Origin of the sequence: Anoxybacillus thermarum, from assembly GCF_000836725.1 — a bacterium.
GTDB classification, from domain to species: Bacteria; Bacillota; Bacilli; order Bacillales; family Anoxybacillaceae; genus Anoxybacillus; species Anoxybacillus thermarum.
Genome location: NZ_JXTH01000060.1, coordinates 1 through 15,427 on the forward strand (window position 1 = coordinate 1; position 15,427 = coordinate 15,427).

13 protein-coding genes, 2 pseudogenes and 2 other annotated features are annotated in these 15,427 nt (G+C 42.9%); of the genes and pseudogenes, 2 read left to right on the top strand and 13 right to left on the bottom strand.

Annotation, left to right across the window (positions count from 1 at the left end; all coding sequences use genetic code 11):
* Window positions 1-144 (top strand): annotated as a pseudogene (locus LH47_RS15420) (UPF0236 family protein); the annotation flags it as partial.
* Window positions 145-228: 84 nt separating this feature from the next.
* Here the strand turns inward: LH47_RS15420 and LH47_RS12030 are convergent.
* From LH47_RS12030 to msrA, 7 genes are all read right to left on the bottom strand, one after another.
* Entirely contained in the window at window positions 229-4,137 is a 3,909-nt protein-coding gene (locus tag LH47_RS12030; RefSeq protein ID WP_235341133.1) for a DNRLRE domain-containing protein, read from the bottom strand.
* Window positions 4,138-4,614: 477 nt separating this feature from the next.
* A complete protein-coding gene (locus LH47_RS12035) occupies window positions 4,615-5,805 on the bottom strand; it encodes an ISL3 family transposase (protein WP_043967848.1) in 1,191 nt (396 codons plus the stop codon).
* A 160-nt stretch (window positions 5,806-5,965) separates the two neighbouring features.
* Window positions 5,966-6,409: a hypothetical protein gene (locus LH47_RS12040; RefSeq protein ID WP_235341135.1), complete on the bottom strand. Its 444-nt coding sequence runs from the start codon at window positions 6,407-6,409 to the stop codon at window positions 5,966-5,968.
* 203 nt (window positions 6,410-6,612) lie between these two features.
* On the bottom strand, window positions 6,613-9,027 hold the full coding sequence (gene pheT, locus LH47_RS12045; protein WP_043967852.1) for a phenylalanine--tRNA ligase subunit beta: 2,415 nt from the start codon (window positions 9,025-9,027) through the stop codon (window positions 6,613-6,615).
* A gap of 15 nt (window positions 9,028-9,042) precedes the next feature.
* The gene (gene pheS / locus LH47_RS12050; protein WP_043967854.1) at window positions 9,043-10,077 is read right to left on the bottom strand and encodes a phenylalanine--tRNA ligase subunit alpha; all 1,035 of its coding nucleotides are present in this window, start codon (window positions 10,075-10,077) and stop codon (window positions 9,043-9,045) included.
* A 48-nt stretch (window positions 10,078-10,125) separates the two neighbouring features.
* Window positions 10,126-10,361 (bottom strand) — a binding site (T-box leader).
* A 70-nt stretch (window positions 10,362-10,431) separates the two neighbouring features.
* Window positions 10,432-11,184: a TrmH family RNA methyltransferase gene (locus LH47_RS12055; RefSeq protein ID WP_043967856.1), complete on the bottom strand. Its 753-nt coding sequence runs from the start codon at window positions 11,182-11,184 to the stop codon at window positions 10,432-10,434.
* Window positions 11,181-11,705 (bottom strand): peptide-methionine (S)-S-oxide reductase MsrA, encoded by a 525-nt coding sequence (gene msrA / locus LH47_RS12060; protein ID WP_026011504.1) that lies wholly within the window; start codon window positions 11,703-11,705, stop codon window positions 11,181-11,183. The genes LH47_RS12055 and msrA overlap by 4 nt, the downstream gene beginning before the upstream one ends.
* 84 nt (window positions 11,706-11,789) lie before the next feature.
* Between msrA and sspI the strand changes: the two genes are divergently transcribed.
* A complete protein-coding gene (gene sspI / locus LH47_RS12065) occupies window positions 11,790-11,999 on the top strand; it encodes a small acid-soluble spore protein SspI (protein WP_019416728.1) in 210 nt (69 codons plus the stop codon).
* A gap of 21 nt (window positions 12,000-12,020) precedes the next feature.
* On the opposite strand, the gene LH47_RS12070 is transcribed toward sspI, so the two are convergent.
* The 6 genes and pseudogenes from LH47_RS12070 to LH47_RS15425 all read right to left on the bottom strand — a co-directional run.
* Window positions 12,021-13,106 carry a M42 family metallopeptidase gene (locus tag LH47_RS12070; RefSeq protein WP_009361818.1) on the bottom strand — a complete coding sequence of 362 codons (1,086 nt, stop codon included), beginning with the start codon at window positions 13,104-13,106 and terminating at the stop codon, window positions 12,021-12,023.
* 55 nt (window positions 13,107-13,161) lie between these two features.
* Window positions 13,162-13,650, bottom strand: coding sequence for a dUTP diphosphatase (locus LH47_RS12075; RefSeq protein ID WP_009361819.1), 489 nt, complete (start codon window positions 13,648-13,650; stop codon window positions 13,162-13,164).
* Between the two features lie 61 nt (window positions 13,651-13,711).
* Window positions 13,712-14,071, bottom strand: coding sequence for a 50S ribosomal protein L20 (gene rplT, locus LH47_RS12080; RefSeq protein WP_003397837.1), 360 nt, complete (start codon window positions 14,069-14,071; stop codon window positions 13,712-13,714).
* A gap of 18 nt (window positions 14,072-14,089) precedes the next feature.
* Window positions 14,090-14,290, bottom strand: coding sequence for a 50S ribosomal protein L35 (rpmI, locus tag LH47_RS12085; protein ID WP_003397838.1), 201 nt, complete (start codon window positions 14,288-14,290; stop codon window positions 14,090-14,092).
* Between the two features lie 19 nt (window positions 14,291-14,309).
* Window positions 14,310-14,852: a translation initiation factor IF-3 gene (infC, locus tag LH47_RS12090; RefSeq protein ID WP_006323512.1), complete on the bottom strand. Its 543-nt coding sequence runs from the start codon at window positions 14,850-14,852 to the stop codon at window positions 14,310-14,312.
* Window positions 14,853-14,877: 25 nt separating this feature from the next.
* Window positions 14,878-15,001: a sequence feature (ribosomal protein L20 leader region), on the bottom strand.
* A gap of 281 nt (window positions 15,002-15,282) precedes the next feature.
* Window positions 15,283-15,427, bottom strand: a pseudogene (locus LH47_RS15425) (UPF0236 family protein); the annotation flags it as partial.

The following is a 15,427-nucleotide window of genomic DNA, read 5'->3' on the forward strand; positions in this document are numbered from 1 at the left end:
TCCAAGCGGGTTGAACAGGCCAAACGGAAGGCAGGACGGTTGTGGGCAGATGTGGTGCGTCAGAATCTACCGTGTCTGCAGCGGTCATCCGGGACGCCGATCCATCAAGCGTTGTCGGCGCTTCGGGATTTTGGTTGGGTGTAAAAAAATGGAATACAATATCATCACTTCAAGATGAGGGATGAGAGTCCAAAAGCGCTTACGATATCAATTCCTGAAAATGGTTCGCTAACTAGTGATTGACAACACCCGTAGTGAACCGAAAAAATGTTCTCCACAAAGTCTTGACTGACTCCTAGAGATTTGGTTCCATTCATTATACGTATAGTTAGTTGTATAATTCTTTGCATTAGTGACTGATGTTCGATTGCCCGCGCCGTCGTAACCATAGGTAGTCACATTTCCGTTTGGGTCGGTGACTTTGGTTAATTGGTTATTGTTGTTATATTCGTAAGAAGTCGTTTTTCCTTTTCCATCTGTGACGCTCGTTTGGTTTCCGATAGCATCGTATGTGTACGAAACCATATTTCCTGCCGGATCGGTGACTTTGGTGACGTAGTTTTTCTTTGCATCATACGTGTACGACGTCAGAGAAGCTCCTACTTCTAGACGCATTGCATCAAACCATGCTGTGCCCGTTTGATTATAATAGTAATAATACACGTCAATGTAATCGAAGGCCTGTTTCGGTTTTACTTCCGCGGCAACATGTTGCCAGTCAGTCTTCGCCTTATCAAAGTCGTTTGCATAACCCCAATCGGTTGTACCATTCGTATAGTGGATTGCTACTTGCAAGCTATAGTAACCGCCGTTTGGATTGGCTCCTTCTTGTTTGGACCATCCAGACAACGTAAGTTTAGTGTTGCTGTCGCCAGAAATATTAATCCGTTGTTTAATATGCTTATTTTTCCCAGACTCTCCTGTGATTTTAAATGACTTGCTTCCAACATATATATTCGCAACTGTTGTATCTAGTCCATCATTTGTTGATAAATTGCCGCTTGTCGTCCAATTGTCAGGAATTCCATCACTATTCATATCTCGCTCGAAGCTGGAATTATCAACAAGATTATAGGCGCTGACAACCGTTCCTTTCTCTAATTGGATCCCGTCGAAATAAGCAGTCCCAGAACCAGCGTTTACACCGACAGATACCCGAATCGTCTGAGTTCCCGATGGAGCATTATCCGCGACGACATGAAGCCGAGTCCAATCGTTCGTTCCTGCCAACCCATAAGAAATTTTTTGATTTAACCAGTTTCCTTGCGCATCAAAATATTCAACTTTAATAAGAGCTCTGGCAGACATGGACGATGTTTTTACATAACCGCTTGCCACATAAACTCCACCATCATACGGCTGCTTATCAGAACTGACAATCGCCCATCCGGTCGAATTCGAAATGCTGATCGCTTTATTCCCAAATTTGCTTGTTGTCGTCCAACTGAATGTAGCGATTTTCCCTGATTCTACGGCCTTTGTCCAGTTGTCTGGCCAATTATCCGCATTATGATCGAATTCGAAGCTAGAGTTACTTACCAAGTTATCAGCTGTAGACATTGGATACGTCGAATACTGCAAATTTCCCAGATTATCGTATCGCTGTGAAACTGATTGTGTATAAGGATCGATCGCTTCGGTTTGATTGTTATTTTGATCATAATCAAATGTGCTGACGTTGCTGTTGAAATCCTGCTCTTTGATAAGATTATTTTGCAAATCATACGTATATTGTGCCGACTGATTTTCTGGCAATTGAACGCTGACAATATTTCCTTTTTCGTCATATTGATAAATGAACGCTGCGGTTCCATTCGCCTTATTTTCATTTGGTTCCACTACTCGGATTAAATTATTGTTATTATCATAATCGAATGTTGTCACAGCCTTGTTTTGAGCATCTAAAGGATTTTCTGTGATTTGAATAATATTGCCGTTAGCGTTGTACGTATAATCTACCCGTCTCCCTTCGCCATCTGTGACCGACGTAACACCATTGGTTTTGTCATATGAATAATTTGTGGTACTATTTGTAAGTGCGCCGTTAATCGTAATAGGGCGTTCAATGCTTGTTACGCGGTCGAGTGTATCATAACCAATTGTCATCGTAATATTTCGGGCATTTTTAATACTTGTTAGATTATGATCCGAATCATACGTAAAAATGGTCGCGTTTCCTTGAGCATCCGTAACTTTCGTTAGGTTGCCGGAAGCATCATACTCATAAGAGATGGTTCTGTTTGCTGGGTCGGTGATACTCGATACATATCCGTTTGTTCCATAGGCAATCGTCGTCGTTCTTGCTGATGCATCTGTAATTGAAGCTAATTTTCCGTTTGCATTATAATTCAATGTAGTCGTGTTCCCATTTGTATCGACCATGCGAGAAAGTTTGCCATTTGTATTGAAATAAAGTTTCGTACCATCGGTTTTGGTTATTGTATAAGTGCCGTCCCCATTTTTGATTAGATCGAGATAGACACCACCAGCAGCTTCGTATCCCCCGCCAACTTTTTCACCAAAAATATGACGAGTATTATCTCCATCAACAAACGTAACTGGTCCACTGCCTGCATCCCAAATATTCATTTCGAGATTAGACATCCATCCATAACCAAACATCCCATTCGATCCGGACTTTCGGCTATTGTATGTTCTCGTAAATTCAACATCTTCGCCTAGACCAGAAATAGCAAGATCCGTTGTTTGTAAAACAAGGTTTCCGTTTGCTGGATTCACCCCATCTTTAGTGGTCGTCCAGAAAGATTCTTGGCCGATTGGCTCTACCCAATAATTAATCGTAATGCGCGGCGTATTAACACTATTGTTTACCGTATTAAATGTGCGATATGGAGAAGACGATTCGTTCTGCTGTTTCAGCATCAAGCCGTAGTTCGGCTGAATACCATTGTACCAGTCCTTGACCAACTGAGTGATATCCCAGCTCCAGTACGTATTGGCCGTATTGTTTGTTGTCGTTGATTCTTTTGTGCTTCGAATAGAAGGCTGATTATTCCAGGTAACAGAAGAAGACCAATTGCTTGTAATTCGATGTAAATCAATGGATACTTGTTGACCATCGGCATTTGTTTGATAGGCATTAAATGTAGCGCTGGAAATGACACTATCACTCGGAAGACTCGGAAGGTAAAATCTCACTAAAGCACGAGTCGTTCCGAAATAACTGTTGTAACCTGTATGCATGTATGTGTTGCTCGAATAGACAGAATCAGGAAAATTATAGGCAATAAAATTATCCCGCAAAACATCCCATTCATTGATCGTAGGGTCAATCGTTACCGGATATATGGTGTCTGGATCTTGTAAAAAGCTCTCATCTACTATCACATCAATATAAGTTTTGCCGCTATTTTGACGTAAATGAAAGGCAACTTGATCAGAATACTTGTGGTTCGCATCGAACATATATGGCTTTTCTAAGTACCACTTAGGGTTCCCTTTTGAGTCTTCAAAGACGATCGTTCCGTCTTTTTTAGCAACAGCCTTTACCCCTTTTAGTTTCATCTCAAAAGTAAAAGCATTGCTGGAAGGTTTATTGTTAAGAATAATATCCTCTTTGACCGCATTGCCTTGAAGGCGATATCGCACATCGGTTTGTTCAAATAACCCTTTATAAATGATTTCATTATTTTTCGCAACACCTTGCACATTTTTCGCATTTATTGGGATAAACGAAAGGATTCTATCATTTTCTTTGATCGAAACAAGTTCAGGTTGACTCGATTGTTTTGCGAATGTTACTTTGAAGGCGTTAGCCGTATTCTCAAACATATCAGCCCCGTTGGGTTTTAGATCGTTATTAATTTTTTTCCATTTCTTATCAAGAGGATCTTGATAAAATTGGGGTTGCAGGTATATCTCTTCAGTAAAGCTTCCATCCGGATTCAAGTATCTTGTCGAATACTTTGTCCGTCTGCTCTCGAGCTCTAATTTTGATTTTGGCCGTTTCGTGGGAAGATCACCAATGTTAGCTTCAATATTTCGGCTTTTTTGCACTACGCGTTCCGATTTCCCAAGAGCAGCTTGTGCAAATGGGGGGACGACAATACTAAAAATTAAACAACATGAGAGAATCATAGCCACATAGCGATAGTTAAATATCGACTTTCCTTCCACCTTATTCCCTTCCTCTCAGGATATGTTGATCATCCGAATGTCAATAAGATTATAGCAACGAAATACAAAGATACGTAATGATCCAAATAATGTAAATTATCAATCGTTTAAGATGACTATAAAAACCCGCCCGCACTCTCATTCGTTTGCTATTGCCAAAAGTTTATCCATCACGATTTTTCTCTGAGTTTTAACGTCTGGAAAAAAGCTTGTCACCTCTGTTTTTCAGCCATCATGAAATAACTACATACTCAACAGCCCAAACATTGTGATGAACAAGGGGGAAGAGATGATGAGAATATCTGATTTTCTTAAAAGATATCATTTGCATGGGAGTTTAATTAAGGGTCTTCACCATTTTCTGTGATTTCTACTCAATCCTAGAAACATGTTAGCTGGATGAAATAGGTTCATCAGTCAGGATCCTTCTTCCGCATACAGACCAACGATCGTACCGATAGCGGAAGAAGAGAACGCTTAGGCAGCCTGACTACCTGTCGTGTTCCCTGTACACTCCAGAAATACACGCAAACGAAACCGTTCTAGATTTCGATAGCCATATGCCCGGCGTTTGATGTTTTTGATCTTGTGATTCGTCCCCTCAATTCGGGCATTCGTATATGGGCACAAAAAGTAGGAAAGAATAGGCTCCTTCCACCTTTCAAGCGTGTTGGCTGCTTCCTGAAAAGAAGCAAAAGGGCTCTGTTTGGCTAACTTAATCCATTCTTCCAAGCGTTCCTTTGCTTCATTATATCCATCGGTTCGGTAAAAATCCCGAAACAACTCTTTTAGATAATAAGCAATGGAAAGTACCAGATACTCCTCCAAGATATCGTCTAATCGACGCCGTTGGTCCTTACGAAGCTTTTCACAGCCTTTTAAGAGAAGATATCGAGCCTTTTTCAATGGAGAAAATTCCTTTCTTGCTTGATCCAAGGCTTGGGTCACTTTTTGAACCACATGGTACTTATCGATGACAATCGAAGCAGATGGAAACAGGGCGCGAACCGCCTTATGATAAGGTTCCCACATGTCAAGAATCACCGTTTGGACCATTTCTTTCGACAGGATATTTTGGCTCAACAAGTTGATGGCGGAGTCACATTGGCGATCGGCATGCATTCCCATGACCGATCCGTCTTTGGCATCCATCAATACGGTTTCATACTGATGTCCCTTTTTTACCGCGATCTCATCTAAGCTAAGCACCATCTCTTCTTGAGAAGATGCTTCTATCGCTGTTTGACGCTCTTTTGCTTTTTTCGATGCGATGGAGTAATAGATGCGTTCCAATGTCGTATATGGGATGCGGTGCTTTCGGCTAACCTCTTGAATGGCGGAGCCTTCACAAAGTTCATACAAGTACTCACAAAATCGATTAGTGTAATGTTGATTGGGCTGAATCGATTCCAAAGAGGCAGAAAACACTCGGGAACAATTCCAGCACCGATAGCGCTTTACCTTGACGAACAAGTACACCGGCTGATGGAAAATCGCCAAATCCCGTACTTTTCTTGTCCGTCTGTCGTGGACAGTGGAAGTGGCAAACCCACAATGAGGGCAGCGTTCCTGTGTCTCTGTTTTCTCTACATGAATCGCATAACCATAGGAAAGAAGTTCTTGTTTAATCACTTTAAATTCTGGCAATCCTAGTGATATAGAAAGCACTTACGAGACCCCCTTAATGTTGATTTCACCACTAACATTATTGCTAGGATCTCGTTAGTGCTTTCTCTTTTTTGTCACTAAATCACAAAATTTGGTGATGAACCAAAAATAAAAAGACTTGTCGAAGATTGTGACAAGTCTTTTGCTTTGTTATCACTTACTACCCAATAGAACGATTAGCATTACAATAAAATTCTATACTTGTTGAAATCGTATATGTTGCACCATTATAGGAATATTTTCCTGACACTGTAATGACGTATGTGCGCCCACTGTCAATTAATTCCACACTATATCCTGTCTGTGTCCACGTCCCACTGCCAGATGCTTTTGAGGAAATCGATTTAACTCCCGAAAACAGTTGCCTTTTATGAACATCACTATACTGAGTTTCAAAAGTTCCTGTCACATACAAAGTTTGAACGGTTTGTCCAACTTGGATCGTTGTTGTTTTTGTCTTTGATGCAATCGATTGAGGAGTAATCGTCCCCGATTCTTTTATCCCCGTTTGATTCGAAGTTGCCAATGAATCTTTTCCTATGCCAAATAAAATTCCTCCAACAAGCATTACTGCTACTGCTATGCTTACAAATTGACGAATCATTTTAAAAATTCCTCCTTTCGTTTTGATAATTTGATTATACTTCACTTTTTTCCATTATTCACCGCCAACTTGCTGTCGAACCCCGCCATTTTTTGACGGTGCGCCCGCCAATTTTGGCGGACTAGATAAAAAACGCCCCCACCGATCCGCCAAGGACATAAAAACCCCCATCCAATGCCCGTGCATCAGATAGGGGTTTCGTTTTACCCGCGCAATGTGGCGCCGAATTGTTGTTCGACCGCTTTGATCACTTGTTCATGAACGTTTGTTACTTCTTCATCTGTTAATGTCCGCGCTGGGTCGTAGTAACGGAGCGCAAAGGCAATTGATTTTTTGCCTTCAGGAAGGCGGTCTCCTTTATAGACGTCGAAAATCGATACGTCTTTTAATAGTTCTCCGCCCGCGGCAATAATTGCTTTTTGCAGTTCACCCGCAACAATATGCTCATCGACGACGAGCGCAATATCGCGCGTAATGGATGGGAAGCGCGGAATCGCGGTATAGCGAATGTCATCTACTTCCGCCTTCAACAATGCTTCAATGTCTAGTTCAAACACATACGTTTCTTTTAAATCATACTCTTTTTGCACGACCGGATGAAGCTGACCGACAAAACCGATTGTCTTGTGATCTAATAAAATTTCTGCTGTACGCCCTGGGTGAAGGTGCTCGCGTTTTGCTTGCTTATATTCCACGCGGTTCTCTAATCCTAGCAGCGCAAATAAACCGTCTAAAATGCCTTTTGCAACGTAGAAGTCGACCGCTTTTTTCTCTCCTTGCCATACATGCGCATGCCATACTCCTGTCAAGACGCCGGCTAACCGTTCTTTTTCGCTTGGCAACTCGTTTGCATTCGTTGCTAAATATACCGAACCGATTTCGTATAGCGCTACGTTTTCGACTTGGCGAGCGCGGTTGTAGCTTGCAGCTTCCAATAAGTGCGGCACTAAACTTTGCCGTAAGACGCTTCGTTCTTCACTCATTGGAAGAGCAAGACGGATCGGTTCCGCCGTTTCAAGCGCAAACATCGTCGCTTTCGCCTCGTTTGTGAGCGAGTACGTAATTGCTTGGAACAAGCCCGCATCTTCTAAATAACGGCGTACTTTACGACGCTTTGTTTGGTATGGTGTGAGCTTGCCTGGGTTTGCTTCCCCGACTGGAAGAGTTGCTGGCAAGTTGTCATAGCCATAAAGACGCGCCACTTCTTCAATGATGTCTTCTTCAATCGCAATATCGCGGCGGCGCGATGGAACAGCAATCGTAAACGTTCCGTTATCTTCTGTGAACGTAAATTGCAAGTTCGTTAAAATGCCTGCCACTTCTTCTTTCGTAATGGTTGTGCCAAGCACGTTATTGATACGGTCTAGTGTAATCGTGACAACAACCTCTTTTCGTTGCAGTGTGTTCACTTCCACCACGCCGCCAACGACTTCACCGCCAGCATATTCCGCCATTAACATCGCCGCGCGGTCAAGCGCTTCTTTTGTCCGCGCCGGGTCGATGCCTTTTTCAAAACGTGTGCTCGACTCGCTGCGCAATCCATGATCTTTAACCGCTTGGCGAATCGTCGCCCCGTTAAAATATGCAGCTTCAATAAATACGTTTACTGTTTCATCACATACTTCCGAATTGGCACCGCCCATCACACCAGCTAAAGCGACAGGCTCTTTCCCGTTTGTAATGACGAGATGATCTTCTGTCAACGTGCGCTCTACATCATCAAGCGTCACAATTGTTTCACCGGCTTTTGCGCGGCGAACGACGATTTCTCTTGAACCGAGGCGGTCGTAGTCAAACGCATGAAGCGGCTGACCGTATTCAAGTAAAATGTAGTTCGTAATATCAACGACATTATTATGTGGGCGAATGCCAGCCGCCATTAAACGCGCTTGCATCCAAAGTGGCGATGGACCGATTTTCACATGTTTCACGATGCGCCCCGCATATAGCGGATTATCTTCTGGTGCATCGACACGTACAGAAATATAGTTATGAACGTTTTCATCGTTTTCCTGTAGCTCGATGGTTGGGAGTTTTACACTTCTTCCTAAAATTGCCGCTACTTCATAAGCGACGCCAATCATGCTTAAACAATCGGCGCGGTTTGGTGTTAAACTAAGTTCTAACACTTCGTCATCCAAGTAAAGGAGTTGTAGCGCATCCGCTCCGACCGGTGCATCGCTTGGGAAAACGAAAATGCCGTCAGCGTATTCTTTCGGTACTAATTTTGACTCCACGCCAAGCTCTTGCAACGAACAAATCATGCCGTTCGATTCTTCACCGCGCAGTTTTGCGCGTTTAATTTTAAAGTTGCCAGGCAATACGGCACCAACTTTAGCCACCGCAACTTTTTGTCCTTTTGCGACGTTCGGCGCTCCGCAAATAATTTGCACCGGTTCCCCTTCGCCAATATCGACGAAACATTTACTTAATTTATCGGCGTTCGGATGTTGTTCGCGCTCAATTACATGTCCGATGACAACACCTTGTATTCCTTTATTGCGCACCTCAACGCTTTCTACTTCAATGCCTGCTTTCGTAATGCGATCGGCTAATTGTTTTGCGGTAATGCCTGTTAAATCGACATATTGTTGTAACCATCGATATGAAACAAACATCACTAACCCCTCCTTTTACACCCGATGAAATTGTTGCAAGAAACGAAGATCGTTTTGGTAAAAATGGCGAATATCATCAATGCCGTATTTTAACATTGCAATACGCTCCGGACCCATACCAAACGCAAAGCCTGTATATTTTTTCGAATCAAATCCCGCCATCTCGAGCACGTTTGGATGCACCATGCCCGCCCCTAAAATTTCAATCCAACCTGTTCCTTTACATACGCTGCAGCCGTGCCCGCCGCAATTAAAACATGATACGTCGACTTCAACAGACGGTTCTGTAAATGGGAAAAAGCTTGGACGGAAGCGAATGTCGCGATCTTCACCAAACATTTTGCGGGCAAATTCACGTAACGTTCCTTTTAGGTCGCTCATGCGAATGTTTTCGTCTACCACAAGCCCTTCAATTTGGGTAAATTGGTGCGAATGTGTCGCATCGTCGTTGTCGCGGCGATATACTTTTCCAGGGCAAATGATTTTTACAGGACCGCGCCCTTGATGTTTTTCCATTGTGCGCGCTTGCACTGGTGACGTATGCGTGCGCAACAAAATCTCCTCGGTAATGTAAAACGAATCTTGCATATCGCGCGCAGGATGACCTTTTGGCAAATTGAGCGCTTCAAAGTTGTAGTAATCTTGCTCCACTTCCGGACCTTCGGCAATCGTATAGCCCATGCCGATAAATAAATCTTCAATTTCTTCAATGACGCGCGTTAACGGATGATGGTTGCCGCGTTTCATCGGACGCCCCGGAAGCGTCACATCAATCGCTTCAGATGCCAATTTTTTCTCGACTTCTTCTTGTTCAAGCTTTGTTTGCTTTGCCTCTAACGCTTGTTGAATCGCTTCGCGCACGTCGTTGACAAGCGCTCCCATGAGCGGACGCTCTTCAGGCGACAACGCCCCCATCCCGCGTAGCACTTCAGTAATTGGTCCTTTTTTGCCGAGATATGCCACGCGCACGTCATTGAGCGCTTTTAAGTCATTTGCCTGTTCAATTTTTTCAAGCGCTTCTTGTTGAAGTTGTTGTAACCGCTCTTTCATGAAATACCCTCCCTTGTTATGTATAAAAATAAAAAACTCGCCCCTTAAGTAAGGGACGAGTGCACTCGCGGTACCACCCTTGTTAGCTATGCAATAAGCATAGCTCACTTCATTGCGATAACGGTCTACACCGGAACGCCTTTACATTTTGCATGCGCAAAATGGTCCAAGCGCCAACTCCCGAGGTGAATTCACTTGCTTAAGCCATAAAAACGCTCGCAGTCTATGGCGTTTTCTCCCTGAATGGCGATCGGCAAGCTACTCTTCTCGATCATCGTTTTTTGTATGATGAAATTCTTCATTTATTATAAGCAAATGAGCAATGAGGTGCAAGGTGATGATGCAAACATGTGTTTATTTTTTCTGCAAATGGTAAAGTAAAATCCCTGTTGCAACGGCTACGTTTAACGATTCTGCCTTCCCATAAATCGGCACATATAAGTTTGTTGTCGTCTGTTGTAGCCACTTATCGCTTACTCCACTTCCTTCATTTCCAACAATTAATGCAAACGATGAAGAAGGAGATACAGAACGGTAGTCTGCCCCATTCTGAAGCGATGTTCCATAAATGGGGATATGCTTGTTTTGGAAACGAGCGATCCATTGCCCAATATCTCCTTTTATAACAGGGAAGTGAAACAACGAACCTTGCGTTGCACGCATGACTTTTGCATTGTATATATCTGCGCTTCCTTCTCCGACAACAACAGCGTCTATTCCAGCGGCATCTGCCGTGCGAATGATCGTCCCTACATTCCCAGGATCTTGTACGGCGTCAATGAACAATGCCGTTTGTATATCATCAATGTTCCAATGCAGTTGTTTACATACCGCTGCGATGCCTTGCGGTGTTTCTGTATCGCTAATCGCTTTGATCACATCGTCGGTCACAATCGTCATCGGAATATGCGCAACGTTCCAGCTTGCTGGAATAGTCGCATGTTCAGCGATGATGATTTCTTCAATATGAACGCCGCTTTTTATTGCCTCTTCGACTAAATGAAATCCTTCAATGAGAAACAATCCGGTTTTGTCGCGCTCTTTTTTCGTTAAAAGTTTTTTCCATTGCTTCACTCGCTCATTTTTCGGTGATTCAATTCGTTTCACTCGTTGTTCCCCCAATGTTTCGCAATAAATTCATCGCGACCTGAAGCAGCGCGGTCTTCTTTATAGTGCTTCGGATTTTTTTTATGGTAATTTTGATGATAGTCTTCTGCTGGATAAAACGTTGTCGCAGGTAAGATTTTGGTGACAATCGGTTTTGAAAAACGTCCACTTTCTTCTAGTTGTTTTTTCGATTGCTCCGCTAATGTTTTTTGTCGCTCATTATGATAAAAAATAGCTGTTCGATATTGCGGACCGCGGTCATGAAATTGCCCGCCATCATCCGTCGGATCAATTTGACACCAATATAACTCTAACAATTTTTCGTACGGAAACACACTCGGATCAAACGTAATTTGCACCGCTTCATAATGCCCTGTCGTCCCTGTTTTCACTTGTTCATATGTCGGATTTTCCACATCACCGCCGGTGTATCCAGAAACGATGCCGTAAATGCCATCAAGCTCTTCAAACGGAGTGACCATGCACCAAAAACAACCTCCAGCAAATGTTGCTTTTTCCATCTTTCTCTCTCCTCTTTTAATGAATAGTAGTTACCATTATAGCAAAAACTACGTACGCAATACATAAAGAATGGAGTGAAAACAATGGACTTCAACTTACGTGGTGCCGTGATGGCAAACGTCGCAAACAGCTCAAAAGACCAATTAGAACATACGATCGTCGATGCGATTCAACAAGGGGAAGAAAAATATTTGCCTGGTCTTGGCGTCTTGTTTGAAGCATTATGGAATCATGCAACAGATGAACAAAAACAATCGATGCTTGCCACATTAGAAGAAGCAGTAAAAAAATAGCCTTCCATGCGAAGGCTATTTTTAATCAAACGTAATTTCTTTTACTTTCTCTTCATCCAATCGCTTAATGACTTCGACTAATAGTTTTACTGTTTGTTCGTAGTCATCGCGATGAAGAAGCGCCGCATGGGAGTGAATGTACCGTGTTGGGATGGAGATTGTCAATGCCGGAACGCCGCGCATTGTCATATGGATCGCACCTGCGTCTGTTCCGCCACCTGGCATCACATCAAAGCGATATGGAATGTTCATTTCTTCCGCAACATGAATGACAAATTCGCGCAATCCTTTATGTGAAACGAGCGTTGCATCGTATAAAACGATATGCGGGCCAGCACCAAGTTTCCCCATCGCCTCTTTTTCTGACACGCCCGGCGTATCGCCCGCGATACCAACATCAACCGCAAATGCAATATCTGGTTCAATCGCAAAAGCAGATGTTCGTGCACCGCGCAAGCCGACTTCTTCTTGTACTGTGCCAACGCCGTATACAACGTTTGGATGCTCGACGTCTTTTAATTGTTTCAACACATCGATCGCAATCGCACAACCGATGCGGTTATCCCATGCTTTCGCAAGCAACATTTTTTCATTGTTCATCACTGTAAATTCAAAATATGGCACAATCGCATCGCCAGGACGCACGCCCCAAGCAAGCGCTTCGTCACGGCTAGAAGCTCCGATGTCGATAAACATATCTTTTATTTCCACCGGTTTTCTTCGCGCTTCAGCAGGTAAAATATGTGGCGGTTTTGAGCCGATGATGCCTGTAATATCACCTTGTTTTGTGACGATTGTCACGCGTTGAGCGAGCATCACTTGTCCCCACCACCCGCCAAGCGGTTGGAAACGAATAAAACCTTTTTCATCAATTTGGGTGACCATAAAACCGACTTCATCTAAGTGACCCGCAATCATCACTTTTGGTCCGTTTTCTTTTCCTACTTTTTTGGCAATTAAGCTGCCGAGACGATCAGTCGTTACTTCATCTGCATATGGAGCGATGTACGATTTCATCACTTCACGTACTTCCCGTTCATTGCCCGGAACACCTTTTGCATCCGTTAACGCTTTCAACATCGTTAACGTTTCATCTAATTTTTTCACGTATGTCACTCCTCTCTATGTACAACATTCATTATACTAAACATTTTGACAGTTGTTAATAATTGTGACTTTGTCGCTCATGGTTCACTTCGTTTTTTGCGACATACGCTCGTTCAATTTGTTCAGCATTGAATTGAAGCGCATGACCAAGCTGTGCATACGCATACACTAATTGACCATATGCTTCTTCGTCCATCTTTTTGCGAAACGTCTGAACGGCTTCAAATACGTGTAAAAACTGTTCAACAAGCGGTTTACTTTCTTGCACATGTGGCCATTGGATATGTTCATAAAGGGAAAGATCAAGCCCGAGCGATAAAATAAAATGAAGGCCGTCTACATATTCCTCTAAAATCGTTTCTTCTGCCGCTTTCGGCTTCGAACTCCAAAATTTAAAGCAACGTGTTTCGTTCGCAAGTTCTCCAATTTCAACAAGAAGAGCTAACAACTTGCGCTCCACTAAACGTTCACCGCGCAAACCACGCTCCGTTTCAATTCGCTCATCTAATTGCCGTTGCATAGAAAATAATTTTTTTATATCCATTTTTTCTCCCCCTCTTATAAAAAATGACCATCCCCTCAAGGGAGAATGGTCATTTCCTTTATTACTTGTTTAAGTTTTCTTTTGCGATGTTAGCAAGTTGTGTGAATGCTGCTGCATCGTTTACTGCTAAATCAGCAAGCATTTTGCGGTTTACTTCGATTCCTGCAAGCTTTAATCCGTGCATTAAACGGCTGTAAGAAAGACCGTTCATGCGCGCTGCAGCGTTAATGCGCGTAATCCAAAGTTTGCGGAAGTCGCGTTTGCGTTGGCGACGATCGCGATACGCATACATTAACGATTTCATTACTTGTTGATTTGCAACTTTATATAAACGATGTTTTGAACCGAAATATCCTTTTGCAAGTTTAAGAATTTTTTTACGACGTCTGCGTGTGACTGTACCGCCTTTTACACGTGGCATAACATTTCCCTCCTAAAATTATTTTACGTTATCTAACAATTGACGAATGCGTTTGAAATCGCCTTTTGATACAAGCGTTGCTTTACGAAGTTTACGCTTTTGTTTTTGTGTTTTGTTTGCAAATAAGTGGCTAGTGAATGCGTGTGAACGTTTTAATTGACCTGTTCCTGTCTTTTTGAAACGCTTCGCTGAGCCTTTGTGAGTTTTCATTTTTGGCATAAGGTGTTCCTCCCTTTTGTTATTTGTCGTTTTTCGGTGCTAGCACTAAAAACATGCTGCGGCCGTCCATTTTCGGAGCCGTCTCAACCGTACCAATATCCGCGCACGCCTCAGCAAATCGATCAAGCACGCGCTGACCAATTTCTTTATGCGTAATCGCACGTCCTTTAAAGCGAATCGTCGCTTTTACTTTATCTCCTTTTTCAAGGAACTTCCGCGCGTTGCGCAATTTTGTGTTGAAGTCATGTTCTTCGATCGTTGGGCTTAAGCGAATTTCTTTTACGTTAATTACTTTTTGCTTTTTGCGCGCTTCTTTTTCTTTCTTTTGTTGCTCGAAGCGGAATTTGCCATAGTCCATAATGCGGCACACTGGCGGTTTCGCATTTGGCGCAACCATCACTAAATCTAAATTTAAACGCGCTGCAATTTCTAACGCTTCTTGCTTCGTCTTAATCCCAAGCTGCTCGCCGTTTGGATCGACTAAACGAACTTCACGTGCCCGAATGTTTTCATTAATAATAAAATCTTTGCTAATAACTAGCCACCTCCACGGTTTTTTCAAACTTGTTTGTTAAAGCAGAACGCACATAACAAAAAACGTGTGGGCATAATACACCCACACGTCTCGCTCACAACATTTCTTTGTCATGAAACCTGCTAACAGCCATGCGGCGTCGATCAGGTGAGAAGCGGGTGCTTCTGCTTGTGTTCAAACAAGTATTTACTTTTACTCTAACATATATACCATATATCAAAACACATTGTCAACTGATGTCAATTGATCACAACAAATAAAACTATAACAAACATGAAGAGAAAATGCAACTATTTATTTACGCACGAGTCAGTCAAGACTTTGTGGAGAACATTTTTTCGGTTCACTACGGGTGTTGTCAATCACTAGTTAGCGAACCATTTTCAGGAATTGATATCGTAAGCGCTTTTGGACTCTCATCCCTCATCTTGAAGTGATGATATTGTATTCCATTTTTTTACACCCAACCAAAATCCCGAAGCGCCGACAACGCTTGATGGATCGGCGTCCCGGATGACCGCTGCAGACACGGTAGATTCTGACGCACCACATCTGCCCACAACCGTCCTGCCTTCCGTTTGGCCTGTTCAACCCGCTTGGAC

Excerpts from the sequence above, each read along its gene's own strand:
- LH47_RS12040 (WP_235341135.1), bottom strand. The coding sequence starts at position 6,409 with ATGATTCGTCAATTTGTAAGCATAGCAGTAGCAGTAATGCTTGTTGGA.
- pheT (WP_043967852.1), bottom strand. The coding sequence starts at position 9,027 with ATGTTTGTTTCATATCGATGGTTACAACAATATGTCGATTTAACAGGC.
- pheS (WP_043967854.1), bottom strand. The coding sequence starts at position 10,077 with ATGAAAGAGCGGTTACAACAACTTCAACAAGAAGCGCTTGAAAAAATT.
- msrA (WP_026011504.1), bottom strand. The coding sequence starts at position 11,705 with ATGGAAAAAGCAACATTTGCTGGAGGTTGTTTTTGGTGCATGGTCACT.
- sspI (WP_019416728.1), top strand. The coding sequence starts at position 11,790 with ATGGACTTCAACTTACGTGGTGCCGTGATGGCAAACGTCGCAAACAGC.
- LH47_RS12075 (WP_009361819.1), bottom strand. The coding sequence starts at position 13,650 with ATGGATATAAAAAAATTATTTTCTATGCAACGGCAATTAGATGAGCGA.
- rplT (WP_003397837.1), bottom strand. The coding sequence starts at position 14,071 with ATGCCACGTGTAAAAGGCGGTACAGTCACACGCAGACGTCGTAAAAAA.
- rpmI (WP_003397838.1), bottom strand. The coding sequence starts at position 14,290 with ATGCCAAAAATGAAAACTCACAAAGGCTCAGCGAAGCGTTTCAAAAAG.